At 72.8% G+C, this 18,914-nt stretch carries 19 protein-coding genes; 10 read left to right on the plus strand and 9 right to left on the minus strand.

Annotation, left to right across the window (positions count from 1 at the left end; translation table 11 throughout):
* Positions 1-172: 172 nt before the first annotated feature.
* Positions 173-1,570: a hypothetical protein gene (locus ABZ172_RS11045; RefSeq protein ID WP_356882749.1), complete on the plus strand. Its 1,398-nt coding sequence runs from the start codon at positions 173-175 to the stop codon at positions 1,568-1,570.
* A gap of 191 nt (positions 1,571-1,761) precedes the next feature.
* Here the strand turns inward: ABZ172_RS11045 and ABZ172_RS11050 are convergent, their stop codons facing one another.
* Both ABZ172_RS11050 and ABZ172_RS11055 read right to left on the minus strand, forming a co-directional pair.
* Positions 1,762-2,622, minus strand: a complete 861-nt coding sequence (locus ABZ172_RS11050; protein ID WP_356882526.1) for a PepSY domain-containing protein — start codon at positions 2,620-2,622, stop codon at positions 1,762-1,764.
* A gap of 208 nt (positions 2,623-2,830) precedes the next feature.
* Positions 2,831-3,073 carry a DUF5133 domain-containing protein gene (locus ABZ172_RS11055; protein WP_356882528.1) on the minus strand — a complete coding sequence of 81 codons (243 nt, stop codon included), beginning with the start codon at positions 3,071-3,073 and terminating at the stop codon, positions 2,831-2,833.
* A gap of 276 nt (positions 3,074-3,349) precedes the next feature.
* Here ABZ172_RS11055 and ABZ172_RS11060 point away from each other — a divergent pair, with 276 nt between their 5' ends.
* From ABZ172_RS11060 to ABZ172_RS11080, 5 genes are all read left to right on the plus strand, one after another.
* Positions 3,350-3,604, plus strand: coding sequence for a DUF6296 family protein (locus tag ABZ172_RS11060; RefSeq protein ID WP_356882530.1), 255 nt, complete (start codon positions 3,350-3,352; stop codon positions 3,602-3,604).
* 141 nt (positions 3,605-3,745) lie between these two features.
* Complete coding sequence (locus ABZ172_RS11065; RefSeq protein WP_356882532.1) at positions 3,746-4,507, plus strand: DeoR/GlpR family DNA-binding transcription regulator; 762 nt, start codon at positions 3,746-3,748, stop codon at positions 4,505-4,507.
* Positions 4,504-5,451 (plus strand): 1-phosphofructokinase, encoded by a 948-nt coding sequence (pfkB, locus tag ABZ172_RS11070; RefSeq protein ID WP_356882534.1) that lies wholly within the window; start codon positions 4,504-4,506, stop codon positions 5,449-5,451. Before ABZ172_RS11065 ends, pfkB begins: the two co-directional genes overlap by 4 nt.
* Before the next feature lie 81 nt (positions 5,452-5,532).
* On the plus strand, positions 5,533-7,515 hold the full coding sequence (locus ABZ172_RS11075) for a fructose-specific PTS transporter subunit EIIC (RefSeq protein ID WP_356882536.1): 1,983 nt from the start codon (positions 5,533-5,535) through the stop codon (positions 7,513-7,515).
* Between the two features lie 25 nt (positions 7,516-7,540).
* Entirely contained in the window at positions 7,541-7,975 is a 435-nt protein-coding gene (locus ABZ172_RS11080) for a protein phosphatase (protein WP_356882538.1), read from the plus strand.
* A gap of 22 nt (positions 7,976-7,997) precedes the next feature.
* Here the strand turns inward: ABZ172_RS11080 and ABZ172_RS11085 are convergent, their stop codons facing one another.
* Both ABZ172_RS11085 and ABZ172_RS11090 read right to left on the minus strand, forming a co-directional pair.
* Positions 7,998-8,285 carry a hypothetical protein gene (locus ABZ172_RS11085; RefSeq protein WP_356882539.1) on the minus strand — a complete coding sequence of 96 codons (288 nt, stop codon included), beginning with the start codon at positions 8,283-8,285 and terminating at the stop codon, positions 7,998-8,000.
* A gap of 124 nt (positions 8,286-8,409) precedes the next feature.
* The gene (locus tag ABZ172_RS11090) at positions 8,410-8,841 is read right to left on the minus strand and encodes a DUF2000 domain-containing protein (protein WP_356882541.1); all 432 of its coding nucleotides are present in this window, start codon (positions 8,839-8,841) and stop codon (positions 8,410-8,412) included.
* Positions 8,842-8,930: 89 nt separating this feature from the next.
* On the opposite strand from ABZ172_RS11090, the gene ABZ172_RS11095 reads away from it, so the two are divergent.
* The gene (locus tag ABZ172_RS11095) at positions 8,931-9,743 is read left to right on the plus strand and encodes an AraC family transcriptional regulator (RefSeq protein WP_356882543.1); all 813 of its coding nucleotides are present in this window, start codon (positions 8,931-8,933) and stop codon (positions 9,741-9,743) included.
* Positions 9,744-9,789: 46 nt separating this feature from the next.
* Here the strand turns inward: ABZ172_RS11095 and ABZ172_RS11100 are convergent, their stop codons facing one another.
* The 3 genes from ABZ172_RS11100 to ABZ172_RS11110 form a co-directional block, all read right to left on the minus strand.
* Positions 9,790-10,299 (minus strand): DinB family protein, encoded by a 510-nt coding sequence (locus ABZ172_RS11100; protein WP_356882545.1) that lies wholly within the window; start codon positions 10,297-10,299, stop codon positions 9,790-9,792.
* Between the two features lie 52 nt (positions 10,300-10,351).
* Entirely contained in the window at positions 10,352-11,359 is a 1,008-nt protein-coding gene (locus ABZ172_RS11105) for an alpha/beta hydrolase (protein WP_356882547.1), read from the minus strand.
* Between the two features lie 252 nt (positions 11,360-11,611).
* On the minus strand, positions 11,612-12,322 hold the full coding sequence (locus tag ABZ172_RS11110; protein WP_356882549.1) for a DUF4230 domain-containing protein: 711 nt from the start codon (positions 12,320-12,322) through the stop codon (positions 11,612-11,614).
* 987 nt (positions 12,323-13,309) lie between these two features.
* Here ABZ172_RS11110 and ABZ172_RS11115 point away from each other — a divergent pair.
* Positions 13,310-15,055: a glycoside hydrolase family 6 protein gene (locus ABZ172_RS11115; protein ID WP_356882551.1), complete on the plus strand. Its 1,746-nt coding sequence runs from the start codon at positions 13,310-13,312 to the stop codon at positions 15,053-15,055.
* On the opposite strand, the gene ABZ172_RS11120 is transcribed toward ABZ172_RS11115, so the two are convergent.
* Complete coding sequence (locus ABZ172_RS11120; RefSeq protein ID WP_356882553.1) at positions 15,052-15,855, minus strand: VanZ family protein; 804 nt, start codon at positions 15,853-15,855, stop codon at positions 15,052-15,054. The two genes, ABZ172_RS11115 and ABZ172_RS11120, sit on opposite strands and share 4 nt — an antisense overlap.
* 99 nt (positions 15,856-15,954) lie before the next feature.
* Here ABZ172_RS11120 and ABZ172_RS11125 point away from each other — a divergent pair, with 99 nt between their 5' ends.
* On the plus strand, positions 15,955-16,455 hold the full coding sequence (locus tag ABZ172_RS11125) for a tetratricopeptide repeat protein (RefSeq protein WP_356882555.1): 501 nt from the start codon (positions 15,955-15,957) through the stop codon (positions 16,453-16,455).
* A gap of 264 nt (positions 16,456-16,719) precedes the next feature.
* Here the strand turns inward: ABZ172_RS11125 and rpmG are convergent, their stop codons facing one another.
* The gene (gene rpmG, locus ABZ172_RS11130) at positions 16,720-16,884 is read right to left on the minus strand and encodes a 50S ribosomal protein L33 (protein ID WP_356882557.1); all 165 of its coding nucleotides are present in this window, start codon (positions 16,882-16,884) and stop codon (positions 16,720-16,722) included.
* Between the two features lie 513 nt (positions 16,885-17,397).
* Here rpmG and ABZ172_RS11135 point away from each other — a divergent pair.
* Positions 17,398-18,831, plus strand: a complete 1,434-nt coding sequence (locus tag ABZ172_RS11135; RefSeq protein WP_356882559.1) for a SpoIIE family protein phosphatase — start codon at positions 17,398-17,400, stop codon at positions 18,829-18,831.
* Positions 18,832-18,914 lie beyond the last annotated feature (83 nt).

The raw sequence follows: 18,914 nt of genomic DNA on the forward strand, positions 1-18,914 counted from the left end.
GTGTACGTCCGAAAGCGATCGCCGGTGAACGATATGAACGCAACGTCCGGGCCTCTGGCGCACCGTCGTGGCGCGGCTAGCATCGGCCGGCATGCAGCGCACCGAGAAACCGACCGGCCCTGACGTCACCGCCCGCTCCCCGAAGCGGCGTTCACGCGGAAGGCTGTCCACGATGGCGGCGGGCGGGGTGGCCGGGATCCTCGCGGCCTGCCTCCTCGGTCCGGCCCAGGCGTCGGCGGCGGCCGCGACCCCCGTCGAGGCTCCCTGCCCGGCGGACCTGCGAGGGAAGGCGACGTGCTATTCGGGCCAGGATTCCCACGGCGCCCACTACACCGTCGCCGTCCCGCGCGACTGGAACGGAACGCTGGTCCTGCACGCCCACGGCGGACCCGGTCTGGGCGAGGAGTCGGACCCGGAGCGCAGCGCCGACGACCTGGAGCGCTGGTCGGTCATGGTCGACCAGGGGTACGCCTGGGCAGGGTCGGCGTACCGTCGCGGCGGATACGGGACGAGGATGGCGGCCTCGGACACGGAGAATCTGCGCCGGCTGTTCACGGAGAGGTTCGGGCGTCCCGGGACCACCCTGATCCACGGACAGTCCTGGGGCGGGAACGTGGCCGCGAAGACGATCGAGATGTACGGCTCGGGTGCCCACTCGCCCTACGACGGCGCCCTGCTGACCAACGGCGTCCTGGCGGGCGGTTCCCGCGGCTACGACTACCGCGTGGACCTCCGCGTCGTCTACCAGTACTACTGCCGCAACCACCCGCGCCCGACCGAGCCGTCGTACCCGCTGTGGATGGGGCTCCGCGAGGGCTCGACCATGACCGGTGCGGGGCTGCGCGCCCGGCTCCAGGAGTGCACCGGGTACGCCTCGCCGGCCGCCGACCGGACGGCTCTCCAGCAGCGGAACCTGGACGACATCCTCGCGGTCACGAAGATCCCCGAGAGGACGCTCGAGTCGCATCTGAGCTTCGCCACCTTCACCTTCCGCGACATCGTGGACCGGGTCGGGCTGCGCAGCCCCTTCGGCAACCGGGAGGTGCGCTACAGCGGCTCGCACGACGACGCGGCGCTCAACGCCGGGGTCGAGCGCTTCGACGCCGACCCCGCCGCACGGCGCGACCTGTCCTACGACAGCGATCTGACCGGCGCGGTGTCGATCCCCGTCCTCACCCTGCACGCCATCGACGACCCCACCGCCTTCGTCGAGCACGAGTCGGCGTACCGCGACAGCCTCCGGGGCGCCGGGCGCGACCGTCACCTCGTGCAGACGTTCACGCAGGAGAGCGAGCACAGCGGGCTCAGCACGGCGGAGTACGCCGGTGCGGTCTCGGCGCTGTCCGGGTGGGTCCGGACGGGGCGCAAGCCGACCCCCGCGTCCCTCGCGTCCTCCTGCCCCGCCTTCGACGCCGTGTACGGGACCGGCTGCTTCTTCCGGCCGGAGTACCGCCCCGACGCCTACGCCGCACGGGTGAACCCCCGCGCGGGGGGCACGCACTGGCCCGCGATGACCCGGAGCCAGGAGCGCAGGTGGAGCCGCGTCGAGGACATCGGCATCGCCCCCTGACCGCCGGCCCCGTCGGCACGGACGGGGTGAGGACGCGGTGAGTACACGGTCACGGTGAGCGGAGGCCCCATCGGGACGGGCGGCCGTGCGGTCGGCGCTCCGGGCGCGTGCCGCTTCGTCGTCCCCGCCGGGAACGCAGCGGTGGCGCACCGCATCGCGGTGCGCCACCGGGGAGTCGGCCAGCGCCGTGGTCAGTCGTTGTCGGCCTGTTCGCCGACGATGGTGCCCTTGGCGGCGTCCACCTCGAAGGTGGTCTTGTTCCAGTCCTTGGAGACCACGTCGGTCTTCCAGACGAGAACGTTGCTGTCGTTCTCCTCCAGGGCCATCGAGGTGACCCAGCCGGCCTGCTTGCCGGTGGCGGTCTTGGACGCCTGCTGGGGCGTCTGGGTCGCCTGTGCGAGCCGGTCGGCCAGCGCCTTCTTGTCGGCGTCGCTCTGGTCCGCTTCCGGTGCGGAGCCGAGGACCTGGCCGGACACGGCGTCGATGGTCACCCGGTGGGCGGTGCCGTCGGCCTCGGCGACCTCGGCCATCCACTTCGGGTGGGTGGAGCTGCCGCTCGGGCTGGGACTGCCGCTGCCGCTCGGGCTCGCGCTGCCGGTCCCGCTCGGGCTCGCGCTGCCGGAACCGGCGGACGGGCTCTCCATGGTGCTGCCGGAGGGGCTCGGGCTGCCGGACGCCTCGTCGGCGTCGTCGAGGCCTTCGAGTTCCAGGTCGGCCAGCTTGCCGCCGGACACCTCACCGACCGCCGTCGTGGCGGCCTTGTCGAAGGTGATCTTGACGGTCGACAGCAGATCCTTGCGCTCGGTCTGGTCCTCGGTCAGCCGGGCCGACTCCGAGGGGGCGGCCGACATGCTCCCGGAGGGGCTCGCCGTCTGGTTCGGGAGGACCTTCGCGGCCTCGGAGGTCTCCGCGGCGGTCTTGTCACCGCTGTTCTGGCCGCAGCCGGTCACGAGGGCGGCGGAAAGGGCGACGGCGCACAGGGCGCCGCCGGCCACACGGAGCCGGCGGGCGCGCGGGGAAACGGTCTTGTTTCGACGGGGATCGGATCTCATGCCGGATGCCTAGCCGCCCGTGCGAACACTCATGTTGTCCGGCCTGCGGGTGTCACCCGATCGATGGCACCGTCCGCCCATTCGGCGTGTCGCGCCTGCGGGCCGGGCGCTCCGGACGGGCCGACGCCCCCCGTTCCGCCGGACCGGCGCCCGTTACCGGTGCCCGTTCCCGGCGAGCGATGCGCGGTGCCTGGTGCGCGGTGCGCGGTCACGCCGTCAGGCTCACCTGGGCGGACCCGGGTGAGCCTGCGGCCCGGACGGCGTGCAGCCGGGCCGCCGCGGCGGCCAAGGCCTCGGGCACGGCCCGGGTGCCGGTGGTGACACAGAGGGTGTACGAGACGTCGTCGAGCCGGCGCCCGCTCTCGGGGGTCCCGAGCCGCGCGTGGGCGCTCCGCAGAGTCTCGTAGCGTGCGACGAGGCTCCGGAGCGTCGCGGGATTGGCCATCAGCACGGCAGTTCCTCTCCACAGGGCGGCCGGGAGCCCGTGGGTCCCGCGCCGACGAAGTACGTGCGCGCCGGCGAGGCCGCCCGGCGTCACGGCCCGGCCGTGCGAAATCGTCAGCACGCGCCGGTCCCGTGCCCACGATCGTCGCCCCGGCTCACCCGTTCCGCATCCCCGGACACCCGTGGTCACCTGCTCGTCCTCCCGGAGCGCGGCGTCCACCGGTGGGAAACAATGGAGGGGACGGGCGAGCGGCCGACGCCGGGCCCGGTCGGGAGGTCGATCATGGATTATCCGGAGAGCTACGAGCTCATCTTCCAGGCGGGCGGCGCCGAGGACGACGTGGTCGTCGTCCATCTCACGGCGCGCTCCGGCGCCGGCGGGTACCCGGTCTACGCCGACGAGACGGGCATCGTGCGCGCCGAGATCAGCGAGCGCGGCGAGGTGCGGATGCAGGCGAGCGGCGGCCACCAGGTGCTGGGGGCCCCGCTGCTGGCCCGTCCGCTGGGCCGGTCCACCGCGCCGCACGACAGCGGCTGAGGGACCACCGGGTCGGCACCCAGCCACCCCCGAAGTCTGTTCATGCCCATTCTTCGCCCGAATGTGTTTACTTTACCGACGCGCGACCGTAGTGTGCCCGTAAAACCACAGACCCGGGCATGAAACGGATATGTCACCTCTATGTACGCACCGGAGCGGCAGCAGGAGATCCTGCGCATCGCCGGCGAGAGCGGGCGCGTCGACGTACCGTCCCTCGCCGAGCGCTTCCAGGTGACCGCCGAGACCGTGCGGCGCGATCTCAAGGCCCTGGACCGGGCGGGGCTCCTGCGCCGGGTGCACGGCGGCGCGATCCCGGCCGGGCGGCTCGGGTTCGAACCCGATCTCGCCGAGCGCGACACCGTGGCCGCCGACGAGAAGGACCGCATCGCCGCCGCGGCGCTCGCCGAGGTCCCCGCCGAGGGCAACATCATCATCGACGCCGGGACGACGACCGCCAGACTGGCCGCGTCCGTCCCCCTCGACTCGCGGCTCACCGTGGTCACACACGCCCTGCCGGTGGCGGCCCGGCTGTCCGACCACCCCGGGGTCGCACTGCACCTGGTGGGGGGCCGGGTGCGGCACCGCACCCGCGCGGCCGTGGACGCCTGGGCCCTGCGCGCGTACGCCGAGATCCACGCCGATGTCGTCTTCCTCGCCGCGAACGGCTTCTCCCCCGAGGGCGGCCTGACGACCCCGGACCTGGCCGAGGCCGCCGTGAAGCGGGCCATGATCGCGGCAGCCCGCCGGGTGGTGCTCCTCGCCGACTCGGGCAAGTCCGGTCAGGACCACTTCGCGCGCTTCGGCGACCTCTCGCACGTCGACCTGCTGATCACCGATACGGGGCTGAGCCCCGAGGACGCCCGGGCCGTCGAGAGCCGGGGCACGGAAGTGGTACGCGCATGATCCTGACCGTCACTCCCAACCCGAGCCTGGACCGCACGTACGAACTCCCGGGGCTCACCCGCGGTGCCGTGCTGCGGGCCACCGCGGACCGGGTCGACCCCGGCGGCAAGGGCGTCAACGTCTCTCGGGCGGTCGCCGCGGCCGGCCACCGCACCGTCGCCGTCGCGCCGCTGGGCGGCCCCGAGGGCGCGCTGCTGGCCCGGCTGCTCGGTGAGCACGGCATCGAGGCCGCCGGGGTGACGATCTCCGGCAGCACCCGGGTCAACATCACCCTGGTCGAAGCGGACGGCGCGCTCACCAAAGTCAACGCGGCCGGACCGGAGATCACCCCCGCCGAGGCCGGGCATCTCCTGGACACGGTGCGGACCCGTTCGGCCGGCGCGGACTGGATCGCCTGCTGCGGGAGCCTGCCGCGCGGCCTTCCACCGCAGTGGTACGCCGAGTTGGTGGCCCGCAGCCACCGCGCCGGGGTGCGGATCGCGCTCGACACCTCGGGCGCCGCGCTGGTCGCCGCGCTGCGTGAGCGGCCGGACGTGATCAAACCGAACACGCAGGAGCTCGCCGAGGCGGTCGGCCGTCCGCTCGCGACGGTCGGCGACGCCCTGCGGGCGGCCCGGGAACTGTGCGAGCGCGGAGCGGGCTCGGTGCTGGCCAGCCTCGGCGCCGTCGGGCAGCTCCTGGTGGAGCCGGCAGCGGCGCACTTCGCCCGTGCGCGGGTGGACACCGTCCGGAGCGACGTGGGCGCCGGTGACGCCTCACTGGCGGGGTTCCTGTCCGCGGGCGGGTCCGGCCGCGCGGCGCTGGCCGCCGCCGTGGCGCACGGTGCCGCCGCCGTCCAGCTGCCCGGGAGCGTCATGCCGACGCCCGGCGACCTCGATCCGTCCGCGGTGGTCACCACCGCGGACATCCCCGTGGACCTGGCTCTCCCGGCGCAGTCCCCATGACCGCGCCGTCCCGGTCCCGCCGCACGACGTCCCCGTCCCCCCGCGCCGTCCCCGCGCGGTTCACGAGCAAGGAGCCCCGCGATGAATGAGCTGATCACCGCGGAACTGGTCGATCTCGACCTGTCCGCCGAGTCGAAGAGCGAGGCCGCCCGGTCCCTGGCCGGTCGGTTGGTCGCGGCCGGCCGCGTCACCGACCTCGACGGCTTCCTCGCCGACGTGGCGGCTCGCGAGGCCCAGATGCCGACCGGCCTGGACGGAGGGATCGGCATCCCGCACTGCCGGAGCGAGCACGTCACCGTGCCGACACTGGCGTTCGGGCGCAGCTCCGGCGGCATCGACTTCGGTGCCCCGGACGGTCCGGCGGACCTGATCTTCCTGATAGCCGCGCCCGCGGGGGCGGACGACGACCACCTGACCATCCTGTCGAGCCTGGCACGGCGGCTCATGGACCCCGGATTCACCGGTGCGCTGCGCGCGGAGGCCGACCCGGCCGCGGCGGCGGCGCTGATCCGCGGCGAGGAACCGGCCGGGACGGCCCCGGAGCCGGAGGCGGTCTCCGCGGAGACCGGCACGCGGGAGGCCGGCCCCTTCCGCATCGTCGCCGTCACCTCCTGTCCGACCGGGATCGCGCACACCTACATGGCGGCGGAGTCGCTGGAGGCGGCCGCCCGCGCCGAGGGTGTCGTACTGGATGTCGAGACACAGGGGTCGGCCGGGTTCGAGCGGCTGGACCCGGCGGTGATCGCCGCTGCGGACGCCGTCATCTGGGCGCACGACGTCGATGTGCGGGAGAAGGCGCGCTTCGGCGGCAAGCCGGTCGTGGACACCGGGGTGAAGGCGGGGATCAACCGGCCGGCCGAGCTCATCGCCGAGGCCCGTGACAAGGCCCGGCGGGGTGAGATCGCGCGGATCGCCGAGGACGGCGGCGGCCCGGCCGAAGGGACGGGCGGCGCGGCGAGCGCCTCCGGACACTTCGGCGTGCGGCTGCGCACCTATCTGATGTCCGGCGTGAGCTACATGGTCCCGTTCGTCGCGGCCGGCGGGCTGCTCATCGCCCTGTCCTTCGCGATCGGGGGCTACGAGATCGCCGGTGCGAAATCGGTGGCCGACCACTTCGTGTGGGGGGAGACGGCCAGCTGGGCCGCGCTGCTCAACCAGATCGGTACGGCCGCTTTCGGCTTCCTGGTCCCGGTGCTGGCCGGGTACATCGCCTACGGGATGGCGGACCGGCCGGCGCTCGTCCCCGGGTTCGTCGGCGGCGCCGTCGCGCTGACCGTGGACGCGGGCTTCCTCGGCGGCCTGGTCGCGGGGCTGCTGGCCGGTGGGGTGGTCCGGGCCATCCAGCGGGTGAAGGTGCACCCCACGCTGCGCGGCATCATGCCGGTCCTGGTGATCCCCCTGCTCGCGTCGATCGCCGTCGGCTTCCTGATGTTCATCGTGGTCGGCAAGCCGATCGCCTCCCTGCAGAACGCCCTGACCGACTGGCTGAACGGCCTGTCGGGCTCCAACGCGGTGATCCTCGGCGTCGTCCTCGGGCTGATGATGTGCTTCGACATGGGCGGCCCGCTGAACAAGGTGGCGTACGCCTTCGCCGTCGGCGGTCTGGCCGACCCGACGCCCGGCAGCCTCAAGGTCATGGCCGCGGTGATGGCCGCAGGCATGGTCCCGCCGCTGGCGATGGCGCTGGCCACGACGCTGCGACGCAGCCTGTTCACCCGCACCGAGCGGGAGAACGGACGGGCGGCGTGGGTGCTGGGGGCCTCGTTCATCACCGAGGGCGCGATTCCCTTCGCCGCGGCGGACCCCCTGCGGGTGATCCCCTCCGTGATGGCCGGAGGGGCGGTCACCGGCGCGCTGTCGATGGCGTTCGGCTGTACGCTCCGCGCTCCGCACGGCGGGGTGTTCGTCGTGCCGCTCATCGGCCAGCCGTTCCTGTACCTGCTGGCGATCGCCGCAGGTACGGCGGTGTCCACCGCCCTGGTCGTCGTGCTGAAGGGCATGCGCCGCACGTCGGACTCCGACACCCCCGCCGGCGACGGCTCCCCCGTCGCCGTGGCGGCCTGAACCCCGTGCCGTGCGGGACCGGCCGGTGACGGCGGGCTGGGATCCGGCGGGCGCGGGCGTCCTCGCGCTGCCGTCGGGGCGGCTGGTCCGGGGGCGCGGGCTGCGGCGCCCGCGCCCCGGCGGCCCCGAGCCCACGCTGACGGTCCATCTGCTGGGTGGACCGCCGGCCCCGGTCGCCTGGGAGTCGCTGTGGCTGCGCTGGCCGGACTTCCGGCTGCCGGCGGACCGGGACGCCGCGCGGGCCGTGCTGGGTGAGGTGTGGACCCGGGCCGCGGGCGAGCGCGTCGAGGTGGCGTGCGCGGGAGGCCGCGGCCGGACGGGCACGGCGCTGGCCTGCCTGGCCGTCCTGGACGGCGTCCCGGCGCCGGAGGCGGTCGGCTATGTGCGCCGGTACTACCACCCCGGGGCCGTCGAGACGCCCTGGCAGCGCCGCTACGTCCGGCGCTTCGCGGCGGGCTGAGCGGGAGCCGGAACGCCGGGGGTCACGCCAGCGAGTGCGGAGCAGGAACCGTGGCTCCGCCGCCGGCGCGCACCGCCTCCACCACCCTCTGGTGAAGGGTTCTGCTCTCCTCCTCCGACAGGCACGGCACCGGACTGCCGGCCAGGGTGAACCAGTCCGACGCCCCGCTGTACTGCACGGCGACCTCGGCCTGCTTCTCGGTCCACGTCGTGTGGACGGTCAGATCACCGCCCACGACTCCCACCTCTTCGGTGCGCACTCCGCCGGTTCCCGCGAAGACACCGAGGGTGGTCCACGATGCCCAGTTCATGACGCGTCGCCTTTCGGGACGGTGACAAGCCTGTCAAGCGGACTTGTCTCCGAGTATGGCACCGGAGCCCCTCACTCGCACGGGTGTGCGCGCGAGTATCCGTTCGGTGACGCCGGGGCGCGGCTCACGGGTGCATCGACGCGCCCTTGAGGATCTTGTCGACGGCGTTCCGCGGCCCGTACACGGCCAGGCCCACGAGGTCCAGGTCGTTCCCGGGCACGGCCCGGACCGCCGCCCGGTTGGCCTCGTCGTGTCCGGTCGCGAAGAGGCCGGAGGTGAAGACGGCCCGCACCGCGCCCCGGCTGACCGCTCGGCCGTGCGCGGTGGTCAGCAGCTCCTTGGGCCCGGCGAACACCAGGACGGGCTGCCGGAACATGGGCAGGTACGGAGTGTCGTCGGCGTCGGCGTACGGCTCGCCGATCACCTCGGGCACCTGCGTCCCGAGGCCGCTCACCAGGAAGGCGGTGACGTTGAGGCGCTGCCAGGTCTCCAGGTCGTCGCGGAGCAGCAGGGCGATCTTGGTGTCGAAGCGTACGGGTGCGTCGTGGTCGGTCATGGGAAGGATCCTGCCGGGCCCGCCCGCGGCCGTCTTGTACGAAGTTTGCACGTGCCGGTGCGCCCGTGGCCCTCTTGTACGCTTTCCCCATGGGTGCACGTCCGGACATCACCGCGTGGCGTCCGGGCGTCGAGGGGATCGCGGAGGTCTTCCACGCGCACTTCGCCGACCACGCGTATCCCATGCACACGCACGACGCGTGGACACTCCTCATCGTCGACGAGGGAGCGGTCCGCTACGACCTGGACCGCCATGAGCACGGGGCGCCCCGTTCGGTGGTGACGCTGCTCCCCCCGCACGTCCCGCACAACGGCGGCCCGGCCTCCCCGGGCGGTTTCCGCAAGCGCGTCCTCTATCTGGACACCACGCAGCTCGGCACGGACCTCGTCGGACGGGCGGTCGGCAGGCCCGTGCTGCGGGACCCCCGGCTGCGTCACCGCGTCGACCAGCTCCACCGGACCCTCATGCACCCCGGGGACGAGCTGGAGGCGCAGAGCCGTCTCGCTCTCGTCGCCGAGCGCCTCGCCCGGCATCTGCGCGACGAGCCCGCGGCCCCCCGCACGTCCGACCGCCGGGTCGCGTACGCGCTCCGTGACCTGCTGGACGAACATGTCGTGGCGGGACTGGCGCTCCGCGAGGCGGCGGAGCGGCTGCACTGCCATCACACCCACCTGGTGCGGGCCTTCAGCCGCGAGTTCGGCCTGGCACCGCACCAGTACCTGACGGGCCGCCGCGTCGACCTGGCCCGGCGCCTGCTGCTCGGCGGCATGCGCGCGCCGGAGGTGGCGACGTCGACCGGCTTCTACGACCAGTCGCACTTCTCCCGGCACTTCAAGCGTGTGGTCGGCACGAGTCCGGGCCACTACGCGCGCACCGGCGCCGCCCCTCCCCCGGTGTCCTGAGCGCCGTCCCGGAATCGCCGGAGCAGCGGTCCGGCGGGGGCGCCCCTCAGCGGCGCTCCAGCGCGCCGCGGACGAACGCGGCCTGGCCGGCGTGCTGCAGGTCGTCGGCGATGACACTGACCAGCCGCACGCCGAGGGTCACCGGCGGCGACCAGGCGTCGTCGACGACGCGGTCCAGGGAGCTGTCGTCGAGTCCGCGCACGAAGTCCAGGGTCCGCTCGTGCACGGCGTCGGCGTAGCCGAGGAGCAGGTCGGCCGACTCCACCGTCACGGACCCCGCCTGGGCACCGGTGTGGCCGTAGCCGGTCGAGCCCCGCTCCAGGGGGAGCGCGAAGCGGGACTCCCAGTCCTGGGTGAACCAGACCTGCTCGGTGCCGGCCGCGTCGGCGATGTGGTCGTCCTGGACGCGCGCGAGGTGCCACACCAGCCAGGCGACGGAGTTCGCTCCGTCGTCGAGCCTGGTGTTGAGGTCCTCCGGCGGGAGGCCGTCGACGGCCGCGTGCACCGCTTCATGGATGCGTTCGAACGCATCGGCGAAAATGCCTGCACTGTTCATACGTCCACCCTCCCCGGTCCGCGGAGCGCGCCCCGACCGCGACACGCGGGCGTCACCGGCGCACGGTGTGCAGCCACTTCGTCAGCAGGGCGTTGACCTCCGCGGGGCGCTCCTGCTGGATCCAGTGGCCGCACCCCTCCAGGATGTGCGAGGAGACGAGGCCCGGGAGCGTGGTGGGGAACGCGGCGATGGCGTCGGCCATCCAGGTCGTGGAGGAGTCCAGGGCGCCGCCGACGAACAGGGCGGGGCAGCCGGGACGGGCTCCGTCCCAGGCCGCGAGGTCCTCCCAGTCGCGGTCGAGGTTGCGGTAGCGGTTGAGCGCTCCGGTGGGGCCGCTCCTCTCGAACTCCGCGCTGTAGAGGTCCAGTTCCTCCTCCGAGAGCCAGGACGGGAGGGGGCCGCGGGTGAAGCGGTCGCGCATCGCCGCGCCCTTCGGGACGAAGAAGGGACTGTCCGTGCCCGGCGGAGGCATCGTGTCGCCGGACAGCGAGGTGTAGAAGCCGGCCAGCCACCCGCGTACGTCCGGCTCGATCTCGGCCTCGGCCCGGCCGGGACGCTGGAAGTAGCTGACGTAGAACTCCTCGCTCCCGCCCATCCGGGCGAACCCGTCGGTCGGGCGGACCGGGTTCCAGGGGGCGTAGGGGACGCTGAGCAGGGCCACCGCCGTGAACACGTCGGGCCGCAGCAGCGCGCTGTTCGCCGCGATGGACGAGCCCCAGTCATGGCCGACGAGGATCGCGGTCTCCTCGCCCAGGGCGTGCACCACACCGACGTTGTCGGAGACCAGGGCGGTCATCCGGTAGGCGTCCACGGGAGCGGGGGCGAAGGAGCGCCCGTAGCCGCGCACGTCCACGGCGACCGCGCGGTAGCCGGCCGCGGCGAGGGCCGGCAGCTGACGGCGCCAGGAGGAGGAGGTCTCGGGGAAGCCGTGGATCAGGAGCACGAGGGGTCCGGTCCCCTGCTCGACGAGGTGGATCCGGCCCCCGGGGACGTCCACCAGCCGGTGGGACGCTCCGGGGAGGGTCGTGGAGGGCTCGGCGGCGGAGGCGGGCTGGGACATGTCGGTCTCCTGGCGTTCTCGGTGGCCTTTCTGCCGGTCATCATTCGGCCCCGCGGTGCGGGCGGCCAAGAGGACTTGCCGGTACGGCAAACATTGCGACGCCCCCTGGAATTCGCCTTCCGGCGGGGGCGTCAGGAGGGGCCGAGGGAGGCGCTGCACTCCGGTGCGCGCTCGGGGTACGGGCGCGGCACGCCGCGCCCGTACCCTGCCGGTCTTTCCGGCATGCGCCCACCCAGATGAGCGGGCGGTGGGTCAGGCGGACGGATCGGCGTAGCGGACCGTGACCTTCTCGAATCCGAGGGAGCCGAGCAGCCCCTGGAGCATCGAGGTGGTGTTCTTCTCGGCGCGCTTCGTGAGCCCGCTCTCCTCCGCGGCCTCACCGATGTGCTTGACCGCGAGCTTGTTGACCGCCTGCTCGCTGGAGGGGTTGTCGGAGAAGAAGTCGCCGAGCCGGTCGAGAATGCCCCGCTGCTTGGAGACGGCGTAGGACCGGTCCGGGTCCAGGGCAGCCTTGCCCAGGATCGCGTGGGGCAGCACGAGCTCGGCCTCGGTCCGCTCCTCGTTCACCTTGACCCCGTCGGCCCCGACCTCACCGAGGTCGACGGACGCCCCGACGGTGCCCGCGCCGACGTACAGCGTCCGGGTGCCGCGGATGGCGTCGGGCAGGTACTTCGCGTCCTTCTCCAGGTCGACGACGACCTGGAAGTTGCCGGACGCGGCCTCGTACGCGCTCATGTCCTGGATGGACTTGAGCACCGCGGGGCCGGAGCGGTCCGTGGTCTTCTCCTCGAAGAGGTCGCCGAGCCCCGGCAGCATGCTGAGCCGTGAGCCCAGGAGCAGCAGGACGAGTGCCGCGGCACACACGCCGGCGAACGGAAGGCACCCGCGCATCCGGGAACGGCGCTGCGGTGCACTGTGACCGGGCTCCCCGGTGCTGTCTGTCCTCAGGTCGGTGGACGTCATTCCTACCGTCTGACCCGGTCCGGCGATTTCACTCCGCCGGGAGGCGCCGAATACGTCAGAACCTGTACGGGCAGGGGGCGTTGGGCCATCACCCCTCTCCAGGTTGCGGCCCTGGCACCCTCGGTGCGCCGGCGCGGAAGCGGCCGTGCCGAGGAGCGGCCGGGCGGTTCTCCCGGCCACCGCGTCCTTCGCGCGCGTCCCGACGGCATGTCCGGCGCCTCCTCGCGGCTCGGCGACAGGGGGATGTGCGGGGTGGAGCACAAGCTTTGAACCAGTGGGAGCGCTCCCAGCATGAGGAGGAGGAAAAAGAGAGTCAAGAGACGTGAGGAGTCGAATATTTTCGACAGCAAGAGGGCCGAACTGCTGTGTTGACCGACACCAGTTGACGCTCTAACGTCGAGCCACACCAGTGGGAGCGGTTCCACCAGTCGACGTGCCGTAGGGGTCACGCCCGGTCTGCAAGGAGTCGCTCATGTGTCGTCCCCCGCACCTGTCGCACGTGTTCAGTCCGCTCCCCGGAGCGGTGCCCGACATGGCCGTCAGCACGCTCGCGGCCATGGACCCGGCTTCCGGATCCACTCCCGTACGCACGGCGGTCGCACGGCGCCGCGCGTCGGCGGACCTCCGGAAGCGGGCACCGGGACCGGCCGCGGCACGCACCGGACACGGACGGACGGTGCGGACCTCCCGACGGGCGGGCCGCCGAGGCCCGGCCCCGCATCAGCCACGTGGACCGCGGACACGCGGGACCGCCCGCCATCACGTGGTGTCCGCCCGACCGCACGACCGGTGACGACGAGGGGCGCGTGCCCCTCTCCCGCCGGCCGGGCCGGAATCCCCCTCGTCCTGGGCGGGACCGGCGAGCACACCTCCGGGGACCGCATCGCGGCCCCGCTCCTGATCAGCGCCTCCGACGGTACCCCCACCCGTAAGGAACGGGCCGCGCGATGTCCGCGCGCCCTCTACAGCTGAGGAAACGGAATTCGCATGAGCCGCACGAGCCGCACCACCCTGCGCCGATCCCGCATGGCGCTCCTCGCCTCGGGAGCACTCGTCGCCGCAGCCGCGGGCTCCGCCGTCGCGGCGGCGCCCTTCGGAGCCTCCGCCGCCGCGGCGGCGGGCTGCACGGTCGACTACACGATCCAGAACCAGTGGAACGGCGGTCTCACCGCAGCGGTGAGCGTCACGAACAACGGCGCCGCCGTGTCCGGCTGGCAGCTGGAGTGGTCGTTCGCCGGCAGCGAGAAGATCAGCCAGGGCTGGAACGCCACGGTCTCGCAGAGCGGAGCCGCCGTCACCGCGAAGAGCCTCTCCTACAACGGCACCCTCGCGACGGGCGGTTCCGCCTCCTTCGGCTTCAACGCGTCCGGCAACGGCAACAGCGCCGTCCCCGCGACCTTCAAGCTGAACGGCGTGACCTGCAACGGCGACAGCACGGGCCCGACCGACCCCACGGATCCGCCCACCGACCCGCCCGCGGGCGCCCGCGTCAACAACCCGTACGCGGGTGCCAAGGTCTATGTGAACCCGGAGTGGTCGCAGAAGGCCGCCGCCGAACCGGGCGGCAGCAGGGTGGCCGACCAGCCGACAGGCGTCTGGCTGGACCGCATCGCCGCCATCGAGGGCGCGAACGGCTCGATGGGTCTGCGCGACCACCTGGACGCGGCCCTGGCCCAGAAGGGCTCCGGAGAACTCGTCGTCCAGCTCGTCATCTACAACCTGCCCGGACGCGACTGCTCCGCACTCGCCTCCAACGGCGAGCTCGGACCCACCGAGATCGGCCGCTACAGGACGGAGTACATCGACCCGATCGCGGCGATCCTGGGTGACGCGAAGTACGCCGGGCTGCGCATCGTCACCACCGTCGAGATCGACTCCCTGCCGAACCTCGTGACCAACACGAGCGGCCGGCCCACCGCGACCCCGGCCTGTGACGTCATGAAGGCCAACGGCAACTACGTGAAAGGCGTCGGCTACGCGCTCAACAAGCTCGGCGACGCGGCGAACGTCTACAACTACATCGACGCGGGACACCACGGCTGGCTCGGCTGGGACGACAACTTCGGGGCCACGGCCGACGTCTTCCACCAGGCCGCGACCACCGAGGGCGCGACCGTCGCCGACGTCCACGGCTTCATCACCAACACGGCCAACTACAGCGCCCTGAAGGAGGACAACTTCCGCATCGACGACGCGGTGAACGGGACGTCCGTACGCCAGTCGAAGTGGGTCGACTGGAACCGCTACACGGACGAGCTGTCCTTCGCCCAGGCCTTCCGCAACCAGCTGGTCTCCGTCGGCTTCAACTCCGACATCGGCATGCTGATCGACACCTCGCGCAACGGCTGGGGCGGCACGAAGCGGCCGGCCGGCCCGGGTGCCACCACCAGCGTGGACACCTATGTGGACGGCGGCCGCTACGACCGGCGGATCCACCTGGGCAACTGGTGCAACCAGTCCGGAGCCGGGCTCGGCGAGCGGCCGAAGGCGGCCCCGGAGGCCGGCATCGACGCGTACGTCTGGATGAAGCCCCCGGGGGAGTCGGACGGGTCCAGCAAGGAGATCCCGAACGACGAGGGCAAGGGATTCGACCGGATGTGCGACCCGACCTACACGGGTAACGCCCGCAACAACAACAACATGTCCGGGGCGCTGGGCGACGCCCCGGTGTCGGGAAAGTGGTTCTCCGCCCAGTTCCAGGAGCTCATGAAGAACGCCTACCCGGCGCTCTAGGCTCCCCGTCGGCGGGGTCCGGGCGCCCCCTCGCCCGGGCCCTGCCCACGACTGCGCAACCTGTCGACCAGAGCGCGTCCGCGGGCCACCGGCGCGGACGCGCCCGCGCGTGCGGCGGAGCCGGCCGGAGTCTTCCCCTTGCTACCGCTACGGGTCCCGGTTCCGCTCCTGGGCGCGGCCTTCGTCTTGGTTCCCGCGCCGGCCGCGCCGAGGGACTTCTTCGTCCCCGCGGCCGGGGCCGTCTTCGGCTTCGCCTTGCTTCCGGACGCGGCCGCCGCGTCCGGCTTCGCCGTGCCCTTGTCCTGCGCAGCCTTCTTCCCGGCCCCCGTCTTGTCCGCCTGAGCGGCGGGCGGTGCGGCGAGCGCGTGGTAGTGGTGGCTGACCCGCCGCCCCAGCAGCAGGTATCCGATGAGCGCGCCGCTGGTGTTGAGGATGACGTCGTCGATGTCGAAGGCCCGTCCCGCGACGAGCGAGCCCTGCACGAGCTCGATGACCGCGATGACCAGCACGGTCAGCACCGTCATCCGCAGCATCCGCAGACGGCGCGGTACCAGGATCGGCAGCAGGACACCGAACGGTGCGCCCAGCAGGAGGTTTCCGCCCGCCTGCTTGCAGGCGGCGAGGAAGGTGTAGTCCTCCGCGTACTGCCGGAGGGAACGCCCCGGCCTGAGATTGGACGTCACCAGGTCCTCGGACGCCGGCGACGGCGTGAGCGTCACCTTCGCCAGAACGACGGAGAACGCCACCAGGGACACGAATGCCGCGGCCAGAACGGCCGCACGCAGCACCATTCGTCCCATACTTCTACGTCGTGCACTACCATCCGCCTCTGCTGTCATGGCGGACGGATGCCCCCAACCTCGTCGGCCACACCCAGGAACCGGTGGGACGATGGGCCCATGAGCGCATCGAAGAAGGACGAGCTGCTGGCGGAGGCCGTCGGGCTGCACGAGCAGGGGCACACCGAGCAGGCCAGGGAGCGTCTCCTCCCCCTCACGGCGGCGTTCCCGGAGGCCGCGGACGTCGCCTACCAGACCGCCCGGGTCCACGATGTGCTCGGCCTGGAGGCGGAGGCGGTCCCGTACTACGAGCGGAGTCTCCAGAAGGACGGGCTCGGCGAGGAGGACCGGCGGGGCGCGCTCCTGGGGCTCGGCAGCACCTACCGCGTCCTGGGCAGGTTCGGACAGGCGGTCGAGACGCTCCGGCGCGGGGTGTCGGAGTTCCCGGACGACGGCGCGCTGCGGACCTTCCTGGCCATGGCGCTGTTCAACACCGGGGAGCACCACGAGGCCATGCAGCTCCTGCTCCGGCTGGTCGCGACGACGAGCGACAGTCCGGACGTGCGGCAGTACCGGCCCGCCATCGAGCTCTACGCGGCGGATCTCACGCGGACCATGTGAGAGCGGGCCCGTCGAGCGCCGCGCCACGGGGCCGTGCGGTCGCCCGGACAGAAAAGGAGCCCCGGCCGGATCGGGGGAATCCAGCCGGGGCGGCTTGTGTGCGGAGGCGAAGGCGGGCCGTTCTCCGGCCGCTCCCCCACGTATAGATGAACGATAAACCACCGCTCGCCGTTCCCGGCGACCGCACCCCCGCGCTGTGACCCGCACCACGACGGCGCAGGCCGGGGGTGCCGGCGTGTGTACGGGGCCGCTGGCGGCCGGCCGTCAGCGGGCCTCGCGGAACACCACGTGACGCCCCGCGGCCGGGTCGAACTTCCGCAGCTCCAGCCGGTCGGGGTCGCTGCGCCGGCTCTTGCGGGTCACATAGGTGTGGCCGGTTCCGGCCGTGGACCGGAGCAGGACGACGGGCCTGGTCTCACTGCGCGCCATCGGGGGCCTCCAGACGAGAGTACCGACCTCGCCCCCTGGATGGGAACGGGTGTCGTTTTCATTTCTGTCCGGCTCAACACGCACAGGTGCGCCCCCATTCCCCCGACGGGGTCACACGCTCCGCCTCCCCTGCACCCCGGACCGAACGGCCGAGCGACGCACGCGCGGCCGTCGCGTCGCACGCGCTTTCGCCTGGCAGGAACGGCGCCACGGACGGGAGGCACACCGCGCGTCCGCACCACCCCGTGTACGCCCTGATCCTGGCCGGTACGGGCCGCACGGGGCCGCGTGCGCGGGCGTGCGCCGAGCCGCTCACGCCGGTGGACTTGCGTCAACTCATGGCCAGGAGCAAGGGTGTTCGGCGGACCCCCGCCCAACCCAGCCGATGGCATATGCCAGAAGCAAGAACCTCCCGAGTGTTGCCAAACCCCTTACGGGCCCCTCACGGCTGTGCGACAGTCGTGTTCGGTCCACCCCCACGAACCGGCCGTTCCGCCTGTATCGGAGTACCAGATGCCGTCCCATCTGTTTGCGGACCGCCCCGCCCCACAACCGCCCGAGCGGGACACCGTCGACGCCCTCATCGACCGGACCCGGCTGCTGCGCGGCGACGTGGACGCCGTGCGGCGCGATGCCTCCGTGATCGACGACGACGATCCCCGGCTGCGCTGGCAGCGGGCGCTCTACGAGCTCGCCGTGCATCAGCTGGACGACCTCGGCGACCATCTGGGACAGCTCCGGGACGGCATCTGCGGCGCCCCCCTCGCCGAGCCGGCGGAGGGAGCGACCGTCCGGCCACCGGCCGAGACCCCGGCGGGATCATTCCTGAGCAGGGTGGGCAGCGCGGAGTGGAATCTGCTCACGGACGAGGTCAGCTGGTCGGAGGAGCTCTACCAGATCTTCGGCAGGGCGCCCGGGACCGAGGCACTGTCCCTGGACGAACTGCCGTCGGCCCTGCTCGCGGAGGACCAGCCCCTCCTGACCTCGATGGTGACCGCCTGCCTGGTGGACGGCCGGCCGATAGACGGCGAGTTCCGGATCCTGCTGCCCGACGGCAGGATGCGGACGCTGCACATGAGAGGCGAACCCGTCCTCGACACCGACGGCTGCACCGCGTCGATGTGGGCGGTCCTGCGCGACGTCAGCCGCCTGCGGCGCGGTCAGCACCTGGTGGGCAGGAGCCGGGACTCCCTGCGGCACCGGGAGCAGCTGGCCCGGGCCGAACACCGGATGGCGGTGGAGCTCCAGGAGGCCGTACTGCCGCCGTGGCGGGGCTCGTTGCCGATACCCGGCCGGGGGGTGAGCGGGCTGGACGTCGCAGCCCACTACCTGCCGTCGGGGTCGAGCGAGCTCATCGGCGGCGACTGGTACGACGCGCTGCCGCTCCCGGACGGCAGGACACTGCTCACCGTCGGGGACCTCACCGGCCACGGGATCCCGGCCACCTCGGCCATGGCGATGCTGCTCGGCGCGCTGCGCGGCATGGCCGTCGCCGGGGTCGACCCGGGCCCGCTCATGGGCCACCTCAACCAGCTGATCGAGTGTTCGGCACAGCCCGCTCTGGGCAGCGCCGTGTGCTGCCGCTTCGATCCCGGCAGCGGCACGCTCGTGTGGGCGCAGGCAGGACACCCTCCACCGCTGCTCTTCCGCGGCGGAGTGGGATGTCCTCTGCCCGCACCGGACGGGGTCCTGCTCGGAGCCACCTCCGGAGTCGTCTACGAGCAGGACCGGATGGACCTGCTGCCGGGCGATGTGCTCGTGCTCCACACCGACGGACTCACGCATCGCGACGGCCGGAACACCGGCCCCGACGCGCTCCTCGAACTCGCGCCCCGGTTCGCGCAGGCCCGCACGGCGCAGGAGTGCGTACGCATCGTGGTCGAGGAGCTGGGGACGGACGAACGACCCGACGACGCCTGCGTGTTGGTGGCCCGCGTCGAGGCCTGACCGGCACCGCGGCCCGCACCCGGTCGGACCCGCCCCCACGCGGATGCCGGACGCTCCCAGGTCCCCGGATGCCCGGACAACGG

It is taken from the genome of Streptomyces sp. NPDC006296 (genome assembly GCF_040613235.1).
In the GTDB taxonomy this organism is placed as follows: domain Bacteria; phylum Actinomycetota; class Actinomycetes; order Streptomycetales; family Streptomycetaceae; genus Streptomyces.

What these genes read in the sequence shown, in the direction of transcription:
- ABZ172_RS11045 (WP_356882749.1), top strand. Translation starts at nt 173, where the DNA reads ATGGCGGCGGGCGGGGTGGCCGGGATCCTCGCGGCCTGCCTCCTCGGT.
- ABZ172_RS11050 (WP_356882526.1), bottom strand. Translation starts at nt 2,622, where the DNA reads ATGAGATCCGATCCCCGTCGAAACAAGACCGTTTCCCCGCGCGCCCGC.
- ABZ172_RS11060 (WP_356882530.1), top strand. Translation starts at nt 3,350, where the DNA reads ATGGATTATCCGGAGAGCTACGAGCTCATCTTCCAGGCGGGCGGCGCC.
- ABZ172_RS11065 (WP_356882532.1), top strand. Translation starts at nt 3,746, where the DNA reads ATGTACGCACCGGAGCGGCAGCAGGAGATCCTGCGCATCGCCGGCGAG.
- pfkB (WP_356882534.1), top strand. Translation starts at nt 4,504, where the DNA reads ATGATCCTGACCGTCACTCCCAACCCGAGCCTGGACCGCACGTACGAA.
- ABZ172_RS11075 (WP_356882536.1), top strand. Translation starts at nt 5,533, where the DNA reads ATGAATGAGCTGATCACCGCGGAACTGGTCGATCTCGACCTGTCCGCC.
- ABZ172_RS11085 (WP_356882539.1), bottom strand. Translation starts at nt 8,285, where the DNA reads ATGAACTGGGCATCGTGGACCACCCTCGGTGTCTTCGCGGGAACCGGC.
- ABZ172_RS11090 (WP_356882541.1), bottom strand. Translation starts at nt 8,841, where the DNA reads ATGACCGACCACGACGCACCCGTACGCTTCGACACCAAGATCGCCCTG.
- ABZ172_RS11095 (WP_356882543.1), top strand. Translation starts at nt 8,931, where the DNA reads ATGGGTGCACGTCCGGACATCACCGCGTGGCGTCCGGGCGTCGAGGGG.
- ABZ172_RS11100 (WP_356882545.1), bottom strand. Translation starts at nt 10,299, where the DNA reads ATGAACAGTGCAGGCATTTTCGCCGATGCGTTCGAACGCATCCATGAA.
- ABZ172_RS11105 (WP_356882547.1), bottom strand. Translation starts at nt 11,359, where the DNA reads ATGTCCCAGCCCGCCTCCGCCGCCGAGCCCTCCACGACCCTCCCCGGA.
- ABZ172_RS11110 (WP_356882549.1), bottom strand. Translation starts at nt 12,322, where the DNA reads ATGACGTCCACCGACCTGAGGACAGACAGCACCGGGGAGCCCGGTCAC.
- ABZ172_RS11115 (WP_356882551.1), top strand. Translation starts at nt 13,310, where the DNA reads ATGAGCCGCACGAGCCGCACCACCCTGCGCCGATCCCGCATGGCGCTC.
- ABZ172_RS11120 (WP_356882553.1), bottom strand. Translation starts at nt 15,855, where the DNA reads ATGGGACGAATGGTGCTGCGTGCGGCCGTTCTGGCCGCGGCATTCGTG.
- ABZ172_RS11125 (WP_356882555.1), top strand. Translation starts at nt 15,955, where the DNA reads ATGAGCGCATCGAAGAAGGACGAGCTGCTGGCGGAGGCCGTCGGGCTG.
- rpmG (WP_356882557.1), bottom strand. Translation starts at nt 16,884, where the DNA reads ATGGCGCGCAGTGAGACCAGGCCCGTCGTCCTGCTCCGGTCCACGGCC.
- ABZ172_RS11135 (WP_356882559.1), top strand. Translation starts at nt 17,398, where the DNA reads ATGCCGTCCCATCTGTTTGCGGACCGCCCCGCCCCACAACCGCCCGAG.